Origin of the sequence: Vagococcus sp. (assembly GCF_052102835.1) — a bacterium.
Lineage (GTDB): Bacteria > Bacillota > Bacilli > Lactobacillales > Vagococcaceae > Vagococcus.
The window spans coordinates 184,853-202,057 of record NZ_JBQEIL010000003.1 but is presented as its reverse complement, the minus strand read 5'-3'; the positions used below and the strand labels follow the sequence as shown (position 1 = coordinate 202,057).

The 17,205-nt window shown below is 32.6% G+C and carries 12 protein-coding genes; all 12 read right to left on the bottom strand.

The features are described from left to right. Window positions 1-277 precede the first annotated feature (277 nt). Window positions 278-619, bottom strand: coding sequence for a cysteine desulfurase (locus tag ACTJFD_RS04805; RefSeq protein WP_442259971.1), 342 nt, complete (start codon window positions 617-619; stop codon window positions 278-280). A gap of 60 nt (window positions 620-679) precedes the next feature. Continuing rightward, window positions 680-1,828 (bottom strand): cysteine desulfurase family protein, encoded by a 1,149-nt coding sequence (locus tag ACTJFD_RS04800; protein ID WP_442259970.1) that lies wholly within the window; start codon window positions 1,826-1,828, stop codon window positions 680-682. A gap of 199 nt (window positions 1,829-2,027) precedes the next feature. Beyond that, a complete protein-coding gene (gene cls / locus ACTJFD_RS04795; RefSeq protein WP_442259969.1) occupies window positions 2,028-3,560 on the bottom strand; it encodes a cardiolipin synthase in 1,533 nt (510 codons plus the stop codon). Window positions 3,561-3,747: 187 nt separating this feature from the next. Then, on the bottom strand, window positions 3,748-5,184 hold the full coding sequence (locus ACTJFD_RS04790) for a DUF1958 domain-containing protein (protein WP_442259968.1): 1,437 nt from the start codon (window positions 5,182-5,184) through the stop codon (window positions 3,748-3,750). Between the two features lie 169 nt (window positions 5,185-5,353). Next, entirely contained in the window at window positions 5,354-6,412 is a 1,059-nt protein-coding gene (locus tag ACTJFD_RS04785) for a YdcF family protein (protein WP_442259967.1), read from the bottom strand. Between the two features lie 33 nt (window positions 6,413-6,445). Beyond that, window positions 6,446-7,870: an ABC transporter ATP-binding protein gene (locus ACTJFD_RS04780; protein ID WP_442259966.1), complete on the bottom strand. Its 1,425-nt coding sequence runs from the start codon at window positions 7,868-7,870 to the stop codon at window positions 6,446-6,448. Continuing rightward, window positions 7,867-8,565, bottom strand: a complete 699-nt coding sequence (locus ACTJFD_RS04775; RefSeq protein WP_442259965.1) for an energy-coupling factor transporter transmembrane component T — start codon at window positions 8,563-8,565, stop codon at window positions 7,867-7,869. The genes ACTJFD_RS04780 and ACTJFD_RS04775 overlap by 4 nt, the downstream gene beginning before the upstream one ends. A gap of 11 nt (window positions 8,566-8,576) precedes the next feature. Further along, complete coding sequence (locus tag ACTJFD_RS04770; protein WP_442259964.1) at window positions 8,577-9,158, bottom strand: MptD family putative ECF transporter S component; 582 nt, start codon at window positions 9,156-9,158, stop codon at window positions 8,577-8,579. A 93-nt stretch (window positions 9,159-9,251) separates the two neighbouring features. Further along, complete coding sequence (locus ACTJFD_RS04765; RefSeq protein WP_442259963.1) at window positions 9,252-9,773, bottom strand: GNAT family N-acetyltransferase; 522 nt, start codon at window positions 9,771-9,773, stop codon at window positions 9,252-9,254. A 48-nt stretch (window positions 9,774-9,821) separates the two neighbouring features. After that, the gene (locus ACTJFD_RS04760; protein WP_442259962.1) at window positions 9,822-10,994 is read right to left on the bottom strand and encodes a glycoside hydrolase family 3 N-terminal domain-containing protein; all 1,173 of its coding nucleotides are present in this window, start codon (window positions 10,992-10,994) and stop codon (window positions 9,822-9,824) included. A gap of 118 nt (window positions 10,995-11,112) precedes the next feature. Beyond that, complete coding sequence (locus tag ACTJFD_RS04755; RefSeq protein WP_442259961.1) at window positions 11,113-11,889, bottom strand: acetoin reductase; 777 nt, start codon at window positions 11,887-11,889, stop codon at window positions 11,113-11,115. A gap of 754 nt (window positions 11,890-12,643) precedes the next feature. Then, window positions 12,644-16,954 (bottom strand): 5'-nucleotidase C-terminal domain-containing protein, encoded by a 4,311-nt coding sequence (locus tag ACTJFD_RS04750; protein WP_442259960.1) that lies wholly within the window; start codon window positions 16,952-16,954, stop codon window positions 12,644-12,646. Window positions 16,955-17,205: the final 251 nt, after the last annotated feature.

Here is a 17,205-nt window from a genome sequence, read left to right as displayed (position 1 = left end):
TTTAACACATAACTCAAAAAATAGTTGAATAAAATTCCTATTATGTTATAATCTATATAGACGAACGATTATTTAATTGGTCATCCCCTTCCCCAAAAGCGACCTTTTAATAGTCTGTTCGTTCTTTTTTTTTCAAAAAAACACAATATATTATTTTATATAATAAAACTTTATTGTATAACTTTAAAAGCATAAAGAAAAACACGCTTGATTTGTAGGTTTTAGTCAATATTTGATCGACTAAACTACAAACTATAGCGTGCATTTTTTTATTATTTTAAGCGTCTGCTAAGCAATTCGCTATCTTTAAATCATCCATAATAAAATAAAACTGTTCTTGTTTTTCTTTTTGTGAATCATCTTTAAAAATATTCATTGCCTTCATACCATTTGCCGTAGTCAATGACATTTTTAACGTTTTTAAATCTTTTGCTACAGTTAATTTTAATTTAGGACTTTGTCTCACTTGTGGATTTAAATCTAAGGGACGAACTAATTGAAAATTACCTGATGCTGTTTCCTTAAAACCATAATCTTTAAAGCTATAACCTCTCGCTTGTTCATTAACCTTAAATTTTTTAGGACAGCCCTCAATAGTAGCCTCATTAAAAAAAGACATTCTTTCTCCTCCTTATTTCTCTTTCCTTTATTATAAACAATTCTAACAATATATTCTAGCTTAACCTTGCTTCATCGTTTGAATAATTTTAATTAAATGAAACACAAAAACTTCAATGTCCTCTGCAGTTAAACCATAACCAAAACTAATTCGAATTGATTCTTCAGCAGCTTTGGGGTTTTTTGGTTTTAGAGCATAAATCACTTGTGAGGGTTTGACAGTCCCTGCATTACAAGCAGAGCCTGTCGAAATTCCAAACCCTTTCAAATCTAAGTTTGATAATAATAAATTATTAGGGATATCCTTTATCCATAAGTTTAGGATATGAGCCAATCCCATATCTATTTGTCCATTGATTTCAAAATCAACTTTTTGATTAGTTAACTCATCCACGATTATTTTTTTAAAAAGCAGATATTTATTTTGATTTTCTGCTTTTAGAGTTGGGGTTAGTAGTGAAATCGCTTTGGCCATTCCAACAATTCCCGGGACGTTTTCTGTACCCGCTCGTTTTTTTTCTTCTTGGTCGCCACCATGTATTAAAATCGGAGTTGCAACATTTCTTCTTTCATAAATGAAACCAACCCCCTTGGGTCCATTTATTTTATGACTCGACACGCTTAAAAAATCAACACCTAAAACTTGAACGTCAATTAGCTCCGAACCAAAAGCCTGAACAGCATCACTATGAAATAACGCCTGATGCTCTTTTAAAAATTCACCAATCTCTTGAATCGGATTAATCGCACCTATTTCATTATTACCAAACATGATACTCACTAAAATTGTATCCTCTCTTAACGCTGCCTCAACTTGCTCAACAGTGACTTGTCCTTTGGCATTGATTGGCAAATAAGTAACCTCAAATCCTTCTTTTTCTAAATAATGTAAAGAATTTAAAACAGCACTATGCTCCACATTAGTTGATATAATGTGTTTCCCCTTATCCATACAATTAAGTGCTGTCTGAATAATGGCTGTATTGTCACCTTCTGTTCCCCCACTATTAAAAACAATCTCATTTGGCAATGCATGGATACTCTTAGCAATCACTTCACGTGCCATCTCTAACTCAAATTTTGCCTGTCGACCAAATTGATGAATACTTGATGGATTACCATAAACATTCTCCATGACACGTAACATTTCTTGGATTACTTCTGGTTTCATTGGTGTTGTTGCAGCGTGATCTAAATAGATAGATTGCATGTTTCACTCACTCTTCCTTAATAATTTTCTTTAGAAGTATCATATCACATTTTTTTATAATTGAATGCTAAAAAGAACAATTCAAGATCGGCTAAGCTTTCAAAAATAAAAAAAGAGGCTACCATTAATAGTAACCTACTTCGTACAAAGTAAAATATTATCAATACAGATTCATTTTTTTACTTTGTTTTATTTTTGATTATAACAGTGGCGAAAAAATACGTAAGATATTGCGTAGAAGACGTTTATACCAAACAACCGTTTTAGCTTCTTTAAGCGTTATTAATTGACTTAATCCTTCCGTTTCTAAATGATCTTTTAAAACTTCTTGAACACCAATCGTTTTATACATCCAAACACCACACTCGAAATGTAAAAACAGACTTCGATAATCTAAATTAACCGTACCAACCGTTGCATAAATATCATCAACAACAAACGTTTTCGAATGGATAAAACCTGGTGTATATTCAAAAATTTTAACGCCCGCTTCAATTAATTGAGCATAATTCGATTGTGTCACTTCATGTACATACCATTTATCAGGTTGATGAGGTGTAATAATACGGACATCAATTCCGCCTTTAGCTGCCCCACACAGTGCTTCCATCAACGTATTGTCAATAACTAAGTACGGTGTCGTTATATAAATATATTTTTTCGCACGATTAATTAAATTTAAATAGGTAGTAATTCCAACTGTTTCTGCATCAAACGGCGAGTCAACATAAGGCTGATAATAACCTGCTGCCTCTGGTAATTCTCCCGGTTTGTAGCTTGGGATAAATGGACGAGCATCTTCATAATTTTTATCAACAAATTGCCATAGTGATAAAAAGATTAACGCAAATCCCCAGGCTGCCTCTCCTTTGATCATAATTGAATTATCTTTCCAGTGGCCAAACCGCTCAATTTCATTAATATATTCATCCGCTAAATTAAGTCCTCCGGTAAAAGCAACTTTGCCATCAATGACCATTACTTTACGGTGGCTACGATTATTAAAGATAGGCGATAAAACAGGAAGGAAAGGATTGAAAACCCGACACTTGATCCCGCGACTTTCTAACTGCTTATGATAATCATGAGGTAGTGTAAATAGACAACCAAAATCATCATAAATAAACCGAACATCCAAGCCTTCTTGAGCTTTCCGTTCTAAAATATCTAAAATTGAATTCCACATCACGCCTTCTTGTACAATGAAATACTCCATAAAAATATAATGTTCTGCCTTTTCTAACTCCACCAACATACTTTTTAAGGAAGCTTCTCCTGTTGGATAATACTCACTTGTTGTATGACTAAACAGAGCACCTTCACCATACGCAGATAAATAAGTTGATTGCACAACCGCATCTAAATTTCCATCTGTAATTTTGATTGGTTTTACTGTCTCGACATCTAAGACCTCTTCATTTCTTTGAATACGAGCCATTTGTATTTTTTCTTGTTTGCTAAAACGGACTCGACCAAAAACTAAGTAAATCAAAGTACCAAGAACGGGTATCACCATAATAGGAACCAACCAAGCAATTTTATAAGCTGGGTTACTTCGACTATTTAAAATTTTTAAAATCACCAAAATAGAAATAATCAAGTAAACAGCATAAAAGTAAACAAAATATTCACTAAATCTAAAAATAATATCGAACAAAATACCAAATTGGATTAAAATTAATAAAATAATGATAATCACACGGTTTGTTAAAATCCTTAACAAGCCTTTCATCAGCATCATCCCCCCTTTTTATACTTTCGTTAGTATAACAAATATTACCCTATTTGAAAAAGAATTTCACTAAAAAAATAAAGGAGATGACAATTTTTTAGTTTTGTCTCTCCTTTATTTTACTTAATAGATTAGTATTCTTTCAATTTTAATTAATCGAACCCTTTTATTTCAACTATTTTCTTCTTTATCTACGTGTTTTTTTTCCTTGTCGACTTCTTTTTTTACGTCGCCTTACAGAAGAAATAGTTAAAATTAAAAATAGAATAAATAAAAATAATAAAATAACTAGACTGGCTAAAATACCTAATACAATAGGATCACTTAAATCCAGCTGATTTACAAAAGGTACTTTATTTAATCCGGTAATAATGAATGCCAAATATTTTTGTTTTGTTCCTGCCTTTATTTTATTATTTGATTGCTCTTCTTCAAGTTTTTCTAATTTCTGATAGTGAACCTCACTAGGTTTGATTTCATTTGAAACCTGGGGTAATGGTTCTTTTAATCTAATCAAATTCCCCTCAATTAACTCAAACTTAGACTGGCTTCCTTTTTTGATAGTCTCTTTAAAATCTTCTTCTACCTTAACTTCTTGACCATCAATTTTATGATTTCCTTTAGTTAAAATCGTTTCATAGCTAAAATTCTTAAAACCATATGAGAAAATAGCATTTGCAAAAGGATGACGTTTTAGTTCTCCTGTTTGATCAGCCCAATTACCAACACCAAAAACAGTCGTAATCAAACGTAAATCACCTTGTTGTCCAGTCATCGAGATATTAAACCCTCCTGATGGACTAGATCCTGTCTTTAAACCATCTACTCCTTCAAAGGGATACTCACCACTAGCAAGTGATTGATTATAGCTTTCAAATGATTCTTCATACGGAGTTCCTTCCATTGTTGAAATTTGACTATCCTTCGTATACTCTAAAATTTCTGGATATTTTTTTAATAAGTAATAAGTCAAAATCGCTATGTCTCGCGCAGTTGTTTCATTATCCATTGAGGGACTCAAGTTTGATAAATCATCCCCTTCTTTCCCATAAAGGCCTTGAAATGAGGATATTTGAGCGCCGGTTGCATTATAAATAGTCGTATTATTCATTCCTAATTGTTTAGCTGTTTCATTCATTTTTTGAATAAATTGAGCAGGATTTTCATCAACCAACTCAGAAAGCATAATCGTTGCAACATTAGAGGATGGCACTAAAACAAGTGGAATTAATTCTCTAACCGGATAATTAACATTCTCGATAATTTTATTATTACTCAACGCATATATTTTTGACATTTGTTGATGACGGCTTGTTGCCGTTACCTCAGTATCCAAATTAAATTTCCCAGTTGCCATTGATTCATAGACCATATATAAGGTCATTAATTTCATAATACTCGCAGGATTCCTTGGAGCATCTGCATTTTCAGACCAAAGTAATTTCCCAGTATTAGCATCTATCAAAACCGCTCCTTTGGGTTGATCTACCGGATTAACTTGATACTCTGTTTCAGAAACTAAATCCATCATCGATGGTTGATTTTCTTCTGCTTGTACACGTTGTCCTCCAAAATATAAACCAACAAATATTAAACAAAAAAAACTAAAAACTTTATTTTTCATTCATAACTTCCTTTCCTTGCTAAAAATATTACTTATTCAATATATCAAATTTCCCAAGACTTTTGGTGAAAATCAGATATATTATTTCAATAATAAAAAAACTTTAGTTTTATTAAAAAACAAAAAACTATAGTAACCATTTCATGTTTACTATAGTTTTAGACTCTTATTAAATAAATAAAAAAAATAAAATTAAACTTAAGATTAGAGCTAAAAACAAAACACTTAAATGTTTACTTTTTGACATCTCGAGATAACCAATATATTCACGAATAAAAGCCGTTGGCAAATAATAAGCTTTTGTTTTAGAACCTACTCCCCTCGCAAACAAACCAATTTTTCGAGCTAACTTCCCTGCACGAAGGAGATGATAATTATTTGTTGCAATTACTAAATTTAAGTCGTTAATATCTGCATCAGAACTATCTTTTTTGATAATTTTTTCAGAAAACTCTAAGTTTTGACGTGTATTAATAGATTCCGTTTCTAACAAAACTTTTAAGTCTGTTCGCTTCTGTTCATCCAAGTAATTTTTCATTGCTTGTGCTTCAGATATTTTTTCATCTGGTCCTTGTCCACCCGAAACAATGATGACCGCTTCATGGCCTAATTTTTTCTTTTGTCGATCGTATAGTGCTAAACCAGCCTCAATTCTAGAGGCTAATAACGGAGTCACCCTTTCACCATCAATTAATCCTGCTCCTAAAATAATAATATAATCAATTGGTTTTCTAATAGGATATAAATTATAAAAGATACTTGTTAGTGTATACATAATAAAAACACTGACTCCATAAGAAAAACAAAAAATTAAAAAGCTGGCTAACATCGTTACAAAAGGATGTTCAAGTTGATAGGCGAAATAGACCAAGCCAACTTCAAAAAAAATCAAGATTAACGCTATAATTAAAGGAAGCAGATTAGCTAATCTAAAGCCTTCTTTTTTTAACAGAACCCCTTCATTCCAAAACAAGTAAATTACAATACCAAGTGTTCCAAATAAAGTAAACAATCCTAACAAAAGTATCCCTGGCATTGCTACCCAAATTGCTATTTTAGTGTTCCATCTTTCTAATTCAAGTACAATTGTTAAATAAGTTCCCCCTAAAAGGACTAATCCCCAAAAGCCAGTCCAAAGACTCGTTGGTTTCTTTATTATCCAAAGTAAAAATAAAAATAATGGAATAACAAATAAAACAACCAAACGTAAAAAAGGAAATAAATTCATTTGACATCCCTCCTAATAAACTTTTTATTTATTTTAGTTTATCATATTATCGACACGCTCATCAGAACTTAATTTACCATTTTTGAAAGAAAGAACCCGCTGACACGTTTTTTCAATAAATTCTAAGTCGTGGCTCACAATAAAAATAAAAATATTGAAGGTTTTAAGCCAACAAAACAATTCACTAAGCCTCAACATATTTTTCAAGTCTAAACCACTAGTAGGCTCATCAAAGATTAGCAATTGCTTACCGCTCAAAATAGCCACCGCAATCACGACACGCTGTTTTTCTCCTCCTGATAATGTTTGAGGATGCCGAAACAAAAGATGTCGAAGCTGTAATTTATCAACAACCCTTTCATACAACTCTAGTTTTTTTGCCGTTGCTCTCAATTCCTTTTCAACCGTTTCAAAAACAAGCTGTAGCCCTACATCTTGCATGACCAAAAAAGCATATTTAGAAATTGTTCTAGCCGTTAAAACTTCATCTTCTAAAATCATTTGATGACGCTTTACTTTTTGGAGGCCACATAATATTTTGCTAAATGTTGTTTTACCTGCGCCATTTGGTCCAATAATACCAACAATTTCATTTGGTGAAAAAGTAAGTTTAGGTAAATTTAAACTAAACGCTTTATTTTTTTTATGTTGAAAATAGATAGCACCAATCGTTAGACTTTGGCTTTGTTTCGGTTGATAATGGTGCCACATCGAAGAAAACTCATTTTTATTAATCCTTCTTAACCCATAGTGGTATAATTCTACTGTTTTCTTTTTTTCTAATTCATTAAATAAAAATTGTTGACGTATTTCACCTTGTTCTAATTGAATCACACGATCTGCAATTCCAGTCAAATAATCTAAACGATGATCGACAATCACAATTGTTTTTCCTTGGCTCTTTAAGTCAGATAGATCTGCCCGCAATCTTGTCAAGCTTAATTCATCTAAGTTACTACAAGGTTCATCAAATAAATAAAGTTCGCAATCTAGCATTCTAATCGCAGCAAAAACAACTCTTTGTCTTTCACCACCAGATAAACTAAAAATGGATCGATGCCGAAGCCGTTCTAAATCAAACTTTTCTACCATTTCATCTAAACGAGATAAAATTATCTCTCGGGGAAAACCTAAATTTTCCAAAGTAAATACTAACTCGGATTCAACGGTTGTTGTGAAGAACTGGGCATTAGGGTTTTGAAAAATAACGCCAACTTTTTCTAAATAAGCATTAAAATCTTGTGTAGGAAGTTGAATACCTAATGCACTCATTTCCCCTGAAGCTTCTCCTTGATAAAGTTCAGGTATTAATCCATTTAATAGCCGAAGTAATGTCGTCTTACCTGAACCACTACGACCTGTGATGACCACGCACTCTCCAGATGAAACAACTAGATTCAAATTTTTAAGAACAAAATTATTTTGATATTTAAAATTAACATTTTTAAATACAATCACTTTTGAACTCCTCCCCAAACAATACCACTAAAAAGAATCACAATAACTAAATAATCTAACAAACCAAATTTTAATTGATAAATCGTCGTCGTATTTCTTTTAGAAGAACCTAGACCTCGAATATAACCAACGGCTGACAGATCAAATGAAATCCTTTCAACAGACATTAAAACTGGAATGAGCAAATATTCAAATAATTTAAAAGGTGTTTTTAAAAAATCACCTTTTGTTTGTACAATCCCCCTTAACCTTAAGGATGCATAAATTTCACGAATATCAACCATTAATTTAGGAAAAAAACGACAAACAACCATCAAGGGAATTAAAATAATATCAGGAAAATGCCACTTTTTTAAAGCAACTAACCACTCGCTTACACGTGTTTGATGCGTACAAAATAAAACTGCACCAATCGTTGGTGTGACTAATAAATTTCCGACAATAAAGAAAGAGGTTAACGCTGTAATAAAACGAGTCGGTTGATTCAGAAAAGTTAAGCTCAATAAAGATAGAGTTAAATAATAAGCTAATAAAATCCCAGCTCGTTTAGCTCCTCCTTCTATCAACAATAGTATCACTATAAATAAAATAAACGCTGTGATTACTTTTGAATCAAACCGAAACATTAAAAGCAAACTTGCAGTAATAACGACTGCAAGCTTGCTTCTCGGATCAAATAAATAGTTTATTTTCATTCTTTCACACCTTACTGTTTAAAATGTTTAGCATAACTTTTTTTACCAATCGCTAAACCAATTAAACTACAAATAATAATTAAACTCATTGCGATAATAAAAGTATTCATTGAAATCGCCGAAAACACACCTTCTATATAAGCTCGTGATTTTCCTTTCGCTAACAAATTAGAAATATAAGCTTCTTTCATAAACCACATTGGTAAAATCGGACCCGTTAAGCCAAAATTAAAAACAATGTAACTCAAAGGAACTTTTATCTCCTTTTTTAACTTTGTTTTATTTTGTAACAAATCTGCTAAAAAAGGAAAAATAAAACTTGGTAAAAAAGAAAATGGAAAATAACTAAAAACTAAAAAAAACAAGGTCATTAATGAACCTAAAATTGTAATTGCTCCAAATTTTGGTACTTTATTAATGACTACTAAATATAATAGCCCTGAAAATAAAGCTGTTAAACTTGGAATTAAAATACTATTGAACGTTGGAATTGTAAATCTTAAAAGCATGGTCGCTAATAGAACGATAACAAAATAGATCGTTGCATAAATGCCAACAGAAACTAAATCCTGCAACTTAAAACGATGTCTCATCTGGTACTCCCCTTACTAACCTTTGTGAATATATATGTTATATATTTTCAATAGTATACCATATAATTATTCATTTTCACTAATTTATAAATTTCATCTCATAACTAATTGATAGACATCTCTTTCACCATCTATAATGGGTAACTCAATTTCACCACAAAATTTAAAGCCAAAAGAAATAATAATATGATGCATCCGTTTATTTTGTTTGTGCGTATCAATTCGGACATCCTTAACTCCTTGTCGATAAGCTTCTGAGCAAAGATAACTCAGAAATAACTTAGCCAAACCCTTCGACTTCGCTTTTTGTGAAATCGTTATACGATGAATCGTATAATAGAGCTCTGAGTTTTCTTGCCACTCATGAGGTAAGATTGTCGCATAGGTCGTTTCGATTTTACGCTGTAGAACGGCCATCCCAACCACACTTTCTCCTTCAATCAAAAGATAACAATCACCGTTTTTGATGTCTGCTTTCAAAATCGTTTCTTTTGGTTCATTTTCGCCTTGCCATTGTGGTATATTCTGCTCTTTCAAAAACTTTGCACCTTCTGCTATCAATTCCATTACAACTACTAAATCTGTTGGCTCTGCTTTTCTAACATAATATAACATTTACTCATCACTTCACTTTCTTTTTCTAGTCATTTAACTATACCAAATCTAATTCGTGTTTAATACTAACAAACCTAGCTTTTCTTTAACTTTTAAGGTTCTAAAAACAGATTGATTTAAATCGCTCTCTTGATAATCGCCATTATGAACTGCTTCAGTTATCACTGGAATTTGTTTGGCATAACTTGAAGACAATATCCAATCATTTCCTGCTTTTAAGGCTAGCAATCCAGCTTCTTCTTGTGTTGTAAACTTACTTAAGCCTAGCATATCCATATCATCTGTCATAATAATGCCATTAAACCCGAGAGTATTTCTTAAATAGTTGGTAACTTTTGGCGATAATGATGCTGGTAAACTTGGATCTAATGCTGAGACAATATTATGTGAAATCATAATACTATCAGCCCCCGCTTTAATTCCTGCTTCAAAAGGAAGTAAATCAATTTGCTCTAATTCATTTAGTGCACGTTCATCTGTAACCAAATCCAAATGACTATCTTCATTATTTCCATATCCAGGAAAATGTTTTAGTGTAGATAACATTTTTTCTTTATTTAAGATTTCAACCACTAGTTTTACATAATCTGCTGTTGTTTCTGCTTTCACCCCTAATGTGCGATCATAAATAAATGCTTTATCATTTGTTGCAACATCAGCAACTGGATACAAACCAGCCGTTATTCCTAAATTTTTCATAACTTGAGACTTTTCTTCAATGGAAGTTGTGATTCCTGTAAAACCATTTTGTTGATACATTTGTTTGGGCGAGAGAAAAGGAGACGAAACTAATTCAGAATTACGGCTAAGTCGACTTACAGTCCCTCCTTCTTCATCTGAAGCGATGATTAAAGGTATCTTCGACGCTGACTGATAATCTCTAAGTGTCGTTTGTAATTGTTCTGTTGTTTGTCCTTCCACATCTCGGCCAAACAACAAATAGCCACCCAAATGAAATTCTTTGATTGCTTCCAATTGATTTATTTCTGGTACACGTGCTAAAAATAATTGTCCTATTTTTTCTTCAAGCGACATTTCACTGATGATTTTATTAATCTGTTGTTCTTTTTGTTCCTCTAAAGTCATCTTCTTTTCTACCTTACGTCCTTTATTTTTCACTTTTAAATCTATTTCTGGTTCAGATCCTTTTTCTATCGTTTGAAAAATAATAAAAAACCCACCCAATAAAATTAGCAGAACTAACCATTTAATATATTTCATTTCAATCGCTCCTTAACTAAAAAAACAAGTTCATCCTAACAAATATTAAGTAAGAAAGCAAAATAAAAAAGACTTTGAGAAAATAACCTCTCAAAGTCTTAGCTCTTATTAAACTATTTTAGCGGTAAACTAAACCACCGTCTGTAAGAATAGCTTGACCGGTAATGTAATCTGATTCATCTGAAGCTAAGAAAGATACTAAATTAGCAACATCAGAAGGTTGTTGGTAGCGTTGTAATGCAATTCCAGCTGTAAAGTTTGCAAATGGTTCACCTGGTTTTAATTGACCATCACTATGTTTTACCATCGCTGCATCAATACGATCCCACATTTCAGTTTTAGCAATCCCTGGACAATAAGCATTAACCGTAATTTGATGTTTTGCTAATTCTTTAGCTGCAGTATGTGTAAATGAACGAACAGCATGTTTAGATGCACAATAAGTTCCTAACATTTCAAATGATTCATGACCTGCAATACTACACGCATTAATTATTTTTCCTTTTGTCCCTTGTTTAATGAATTGTTTAGCTGCTGCTTGAGTTCCAAAAACAGTACCGTTAACGTTAATTTTGAAAACACGTTCTAATTCTTTTTCTTCAATTTTTAAGAAAGGTGTGACAGCATCAACACCAGCATTATTTACAAAAACATCGAGTTTACCAAATTTTGAAACAGCTTTATCAACTAAATTACTTTGGTCTTTAGCACTTGATACGTCACCGACTACACCAATAACATCAGCACCTTCTCCTTGTAATTCTGCAACTGTTTTATTTAAAACTGTTTCATTAATATCATGTAAAACAACTTTGAATCCGTCTTTTAGTAAGCGTTCTGCAATTCCTCTTCCTAATCCGCCTGCTGAACCTGTTACAACTGCTACTTTACTCATGTTTCATTCTCCTTCAATCTTTTAAATTTTTAAAGAAAATAATTCTTCATTCCATTACTAGCAATTAGCATGCCAAAAAAGAACGTGAAGAAATCAACAAACTTTTTTTATAACTTGGGACAATCGGACATTTTTGTCGCATAAGATTATTCAAATCGAACACTTTGCCGCTTCTTTTTTTATTTTAAAAAAATTCATAAAACAAACTACTCGATTTTCTTCAAAAAAAATGAAATATACTGCTAGCTCGGTGACACAAAAAAACTCTTCCATTAGTTAAAAACTAACAAAAGAGTTTATGGGATGCTGTTTTAGTGTTTGTTTATTTTTCATAGTGAAGCTATTTTTGCTTAACAAGTTAATTTTAACACTAAAAAAACAAAAAAACTAGTCGCTTTTATACTTCTTTTTTATTAAAAAAATATTTAAACCGATTACGGACATTAACCTTAACAGCATTATCTTTATAAGACACTTTTGACCTATTCATCTTTTTTAAAGCGAACTATAAAATAATACTTATCGTGATTAACTAGTTGTTTTGTATAAAAACTACCTATATTTTTTGCTTTCCTAATTTATTTTTCAGACACACACATTTTAGTTTCCATTTGATGTAATCAAAACATATAAAAAAAGACGACTCTGAGAAAATCCTCAAAATCATCCTTTAACTAAAATATTCCTGTCAGTCTATTTGACAAAAATCCTTTTTCGATCGACGACCTCTTTATTTTAACATAAGTTTAAATTGTTAAGCCGCATTTTTTTTACGATAAATAACAAAGCTACCTATTGAAGCTAAAATAATCAAGCCTAAAATATTAATATTAGAAGACACTTCTCCTGTTTTTGGCAACTGTTTCGCCCCAGTTTCTTTTTTATCAGTGTTTGATTGGCTGCCACTTCCCGGAGTTTTACCAGTTGTTCCACCTGTTTGGATATCCTTAACAAGTCCCGTTTGGCTTTCTTTAAGTACCGCTTCTTTCTCATTGACTTCTTTTTGAGAAATAACATTATTGACTTTTTGCGCACGAATCAATAAATCTTGTGCTTGAGTCAGTGCATTTGAAAATTCCATCCAAGAGGCTTTCTTGTATTCTTTTTCAACTAATTTTTTAGCTTCTGCAACTGTCTCTAACAATGATTTTATTGAAACCAATTGATTATAAGCTACTATTAATTTTTCTTTTTGTTTAATAAATTCTTCTTCTGTCGCTTCTGTTGCTAATAGTTTCTCAGAAAGTTTTAATTCATTTTCTAGGTTTGAGAAACTATGAGCTGTAAAGGCAAATTTAGTTGTTTTCTTAAACTCATTTACTTTTTGCTCTAACTCCTCTTTACCTTTACCAGTCACAACTTCTTCTGCAACGCTCGGAATTAAACGTGAGTAAGGTATTGTCTTCGCATAATCCATAATATTATACTTCTTAGTCTTAATCGATGTCACTTTATCTTTGGCTTGACCTGAAACGTCCTGTAGGAATTCAGTAAAGATAGCGTCCATTGAAGGTCCTTCTTCACGTTTTCCACCTAACATCGTATAGCCATCTCCACCTGCTGAAAGGAAATCATTAGTTGCTAACTTATAAGTTTGAGTCGGCAAGACATCTTCAAAAACGCCTGTGATTCTATTTTTTATTTTCAATGAATGAATTCTTTGACCCATCACACCTGTTTCAGGGTTTGTCCCAGGTAAATTAGTATCATATAGGACTTTAACTGAGTTAGAAACTTGTAAAAAGCCACCATTACGGCCTAAAGCAGGTAAGCCATTTTCATCAAGAACAACCGTTTCTTCATTTGGTTGAACTTCAACTGGTGAACGCAATGAGAATTCAAACATTTCTTTTAATTCTTGACCCGTAACATCAATTTGAGCGATGGTATTACCAAATGGTAGCACCGCCAAGATATCAGCTTTGGTAACATTGCCCTTATTGATACTTGTTCGTATTCCTCCACCATTGATAACGGCTAAATCAGTTGCTCCTCCTGTAAATCCTGTTTGACCGTAGTCATAGAGAGAGTCTGCAATAACATTTCCTAAATTCGTTTCTCGAGTCCGTCCATATTTTGCATCTCCTTCAAAGAAAACAGGGTTCTCTTTAATAACAACTTTACCCATTTCTTCTTTAAATTTGCTCGAAGACTCTTCAATTAATGCTGTAATTTCGGGATTAGGTTTAATCTCTTTAAAATCAGCAGCTGGAATCAGGCTTGCTTTAAAACTCGGTTTATCCCCTCGATAACTTACTTTAACCATTCCAACATTGTTTAAATAATTACCTGATTGAACGAGTAAAACATTATCAAATTGTTGTCCTTGCTCTAGAGCAGTGTGTGAATGCCCATCAATCACTACCATTTTTTTAGTTGGAAATGATGTTGCTAATGTTTTAGCTAGAGTATCTCCTCGCCAATTAACTGGTGTTGTTGCATCGACACCTAAGTGACTTAAAAAAATAAAGGCATCAGCTTTTTTATCTAATTCTTTAACTAACTTCTCAGCAACAGGGATAGGATCTAAAAAGGTTACGTCCATCACATTGTTTGGATGCGTCTTAAATGCTGTCTCTGGCGTTGTTAAGCCAATGATTGCGAATTTCTTACCATCACGCTCCACTAATTTATAGGATTCAAACGATGCTTTTCCATCTTTGATCGTATTAGCTGACAACATTGGTAGTTCTTTTTTATATTTCATCGCTTGGTCATACCCAAAATCAAACTCATGGTTCCCAACTGCGACGCCATCATAAGGCATTAAACTCATCCCTTTAGCCATCGTCATTCCTTTAGTAAAGTTGGAAATAGCCAAACCTTGTAGTGGGTCTCCCGCATCGACCATCAAAGTAGGTTTCTGTTGCTCTTTAAATGTTTTTAATTTCGCTAAACCGATAGCTTTGCCCTTTTCATCATACTCCATACGTCCATGCATATCATTGGTATGCATGATTGTAAAATCAAAGTCACCTTTTTCATCGGTTAAGTACTCATCTGGAATTAAACCTTTGCTAACGAGTTCATCAATGTTTAACTTTTTAACATTCGGTGTACGTCCATCCGCTGATGGTACAATTTCAAAGCCTGGTGTTCCTTTTTTAACTTGTTCAATCACATATTCTCGAGCTGGGTGGTCTAAATCAGCTCCAATAATTTCAAAACTTTCTTCTATTTCTTTTTCTGGATCAATCACTTTTTTGTCTTTAATATATTTTACAATCTCACCACGTAAAGTAGCTGGGTCTGATTCAAAAAGTGGAGTAGAATCTACTAATCCAGATTTAGCTAATCCTTCAAAACGATAATTATTCATCGCCATCGTTAATTCTTTAGTATCAGGAATGTCTTTACCTTCGTAAGTTAAATCTGTAATACGTTGACCCTCTGGTTTAGAAATATCGATTTTATACTTAATTCCTGAAATAATATCATAGTTATAAACTCTGATTTTTGGATTAAAAGCAATACTCAAATCACCTTTTTCGTAGCGTTGATAATAAGCTGCTTGCTTTTCAAGAAGGTCTTTCAATTGTTTACCGTTCAATTTTGCTTTAACCAATGTATTTGGATATTTATAAATGTTAAAAATATCTGAATATTTAATTGGTCCTTGATTCAAACGACTCTCTGCTTTGAATAATGCAGAAGCTGCTAAATCAGCGTCAGTCACTTTCATTTGAACATTGTTAATTAATGAAATCATAGCTGTTGGTCTCAGTTGTGCTTCTGGTATTCCAGGTATCTCTTCTGCTGGTAAAAAATCAGCCGAAGCTTCTCCAACAACCCCATTAACGTATTCATTCGTTTTTTCGTGTGCATATTGAGTTGCGTTTCTGACCTCAGGATCGCCTGGGACTCCTTTAGATGAAATAATCGAAGGGGTTGATCCCTTTATTTCCCATTCTTCTGAGTCTTTCTCTTGCTCTAACTCTAAATCAATTCGAACTACACCTGACCCTGTATCTTTAACTGCTCCTACTGGCTTATCAATACCTTTTTCATCCTTAATTTTTTCAGCAAATTCACGATGATCATGCCCTAAAAAGAAGGCATCAATTTCTGGAACTTGAGTAATAACATTTCTTGCTGCCGCACCAGGGTCGCTATTGTCTAATCCTGAGTGAATCGCCGCAATGATTACGTCAGGTTTTTCATTATTATTAATGATTTTAACTTGTTTCTTAGCTTCTTCTGTCATTGATTTAAAACTTAATGACGCAACTTTATCACCATCCCAATTAGGAATATGAGGAATGGTTAAACCTAAAATCGCTACTTTTACTCCGTCTACTTCTTTAATCGTATAAGCTTGGACGAAATTTTCATTGGTTCCCTTTTTATATGTATTGGCTGATAAAATCGGGAAATTTGCTTCTTTTTGAATTTTTTCAATCAATGATAAACCAAAGTTAAACTCATGATTCCCCAACGTCATAGAGGTATATCCAATTGTATTCATCGCCGTAATAATCGGATGTGGACCGGTCAATAACTCTGAATCTGAACTGTACAAATCATCCGTTAATAAAGTTCCCTGCAGATTATCCCCAACATCAATAATCATTGCATTGGGATTTTCAGCTTTAACGTTTTTGAATATAGTCCCAATCCGTGCAAAACCTAAATCTGCTTCCATTTGGTCTTCATAAGAGTAATCCCAGACATTTCCGTGTACATCTGTTGAGCCCAAAATGGTTAATTTTTTGGTGTCACGAATTTCTTTTTCTTCGGTTTCATCTTTTTTTTGCTCCATTTTTTTAGATAAACGAGCTGCTTTATTTTCTTCTGTCGAACTTGTTGATGAAACAGTATCATCTGCCTTACCTTTTGGTAACTCTTGTTGTGATGTCACTTCTGTTTCTTTCTTAACGTTCTCATCACTACTTTTTTTGACACCGCTTTCATTTCCTTGCGAAACAACTTGACTATTCTTTTGATTTTCTTGACCCACAACTGGGTTAAGCGTTTCACCTAATGCAATAAAAGAAGGACCAATACTTCCAATCAAAATAGTAAAAATGGATAAAAGACTAAATAAATTCTTTTTGTAATTTTTCAAAAAAATGCCTCCTTATTTTTTTAGTTTGCCTTAATAAATACTTTTAATTTCTCCTTCCTTTTGTTTTAGCACTTATATTCTATCAAAGATACTCCAAAAAATCATCATTATTATGAACATTTGTTTTTTTATCAGAAATTTAATTATCTGGTCAGCTTAGAAATGTAAACAATAGAATCTGAAACCTTTCAATCATATGGGTCCTATTATTAAAATTAAACAAGTCAGCACCCAGAAATATTTTATTCTGG

What these genes read in the sequence shown, in the direction of transcription:
- ACTJFD_RS04775 (WP_442259965.1), bottom strand. Translation starts at nt 8,565, where the DNA reads ATGAAAATAAACTATTTATTTGATCCGAGAAGCAAGCTTGCAGTCGTT.
- ACTJFD_RS04765 (WP_442259963.1), bottom strand. Translation starts at nt 9,773, where the DNA reads ATGTTATATTATGTTAGAAAAGCAGAGCCAACAGATTTAGTAGTTGTA.
- ACTJFD_RS04790 (WP_442259968.1), bottom strand. Translation starts at nt 5,184, where the DNA reads ATGAAAAATAAAGTTTTTAGTTTTTTTTGTTTAATATTTGTTGGTTTA.
- ACTJFD_RS04800 (WP_442259970.1), bottom strand. Translation starts at nt 1,828, where the DNA reads ATGCAATCTATCTATTTAGATCACGCTGCAACAACACCAATGAAACCA.
- cls (WP_442259969.1), bottom strand. Translation starts at nt 3,560, where the DNA reads ATGAAAGGCTTGTTAAGGATTTTAACAAACCGTGTGATTATCATTATT.
- ACTJFD_RS04760 (WP_442259962.1), bottom strand. Translation starts at nt 10,994, where the DNA reads ATGAAATATATTAAATGGTTAGTTCTGCTAATTTTATTGGGTGGGTTT.
- ACTJFD_RS04785 (WP_442259967.1), bottom strand. Translation starts at nt 6,412, where the DNA reads ATGAATTTATTTCCTTTTTTACGTTTGGTTGTTTTATTTGTTATTCCA.
- ACTJFD_RS04755 (WP_442259961.1), bottom strand. Translation starts at nt 11,889, where the DNA reads ATGAGTAAAGTAGCAGTTGTAACAGGTTCAGCAGGCGGATTAGGAAGA.
- ACTJFD_RS04805 (WP_442259971.1), bottom strand. Translation starts at nt 619, where the DNA reads ATGTCTTTTTTTAATGAGGCTACTATTGAGGGCTGTCCTAAAAAATTT.
- ACTJFD_RS04770 (WP_442259964.1), bottom strand. Translation starts at nt 9,158, where the DNA reads ATGAGACATCGTTTTAAGTTGCAGGATTTAGTTTCTGTTGGCATTTAT.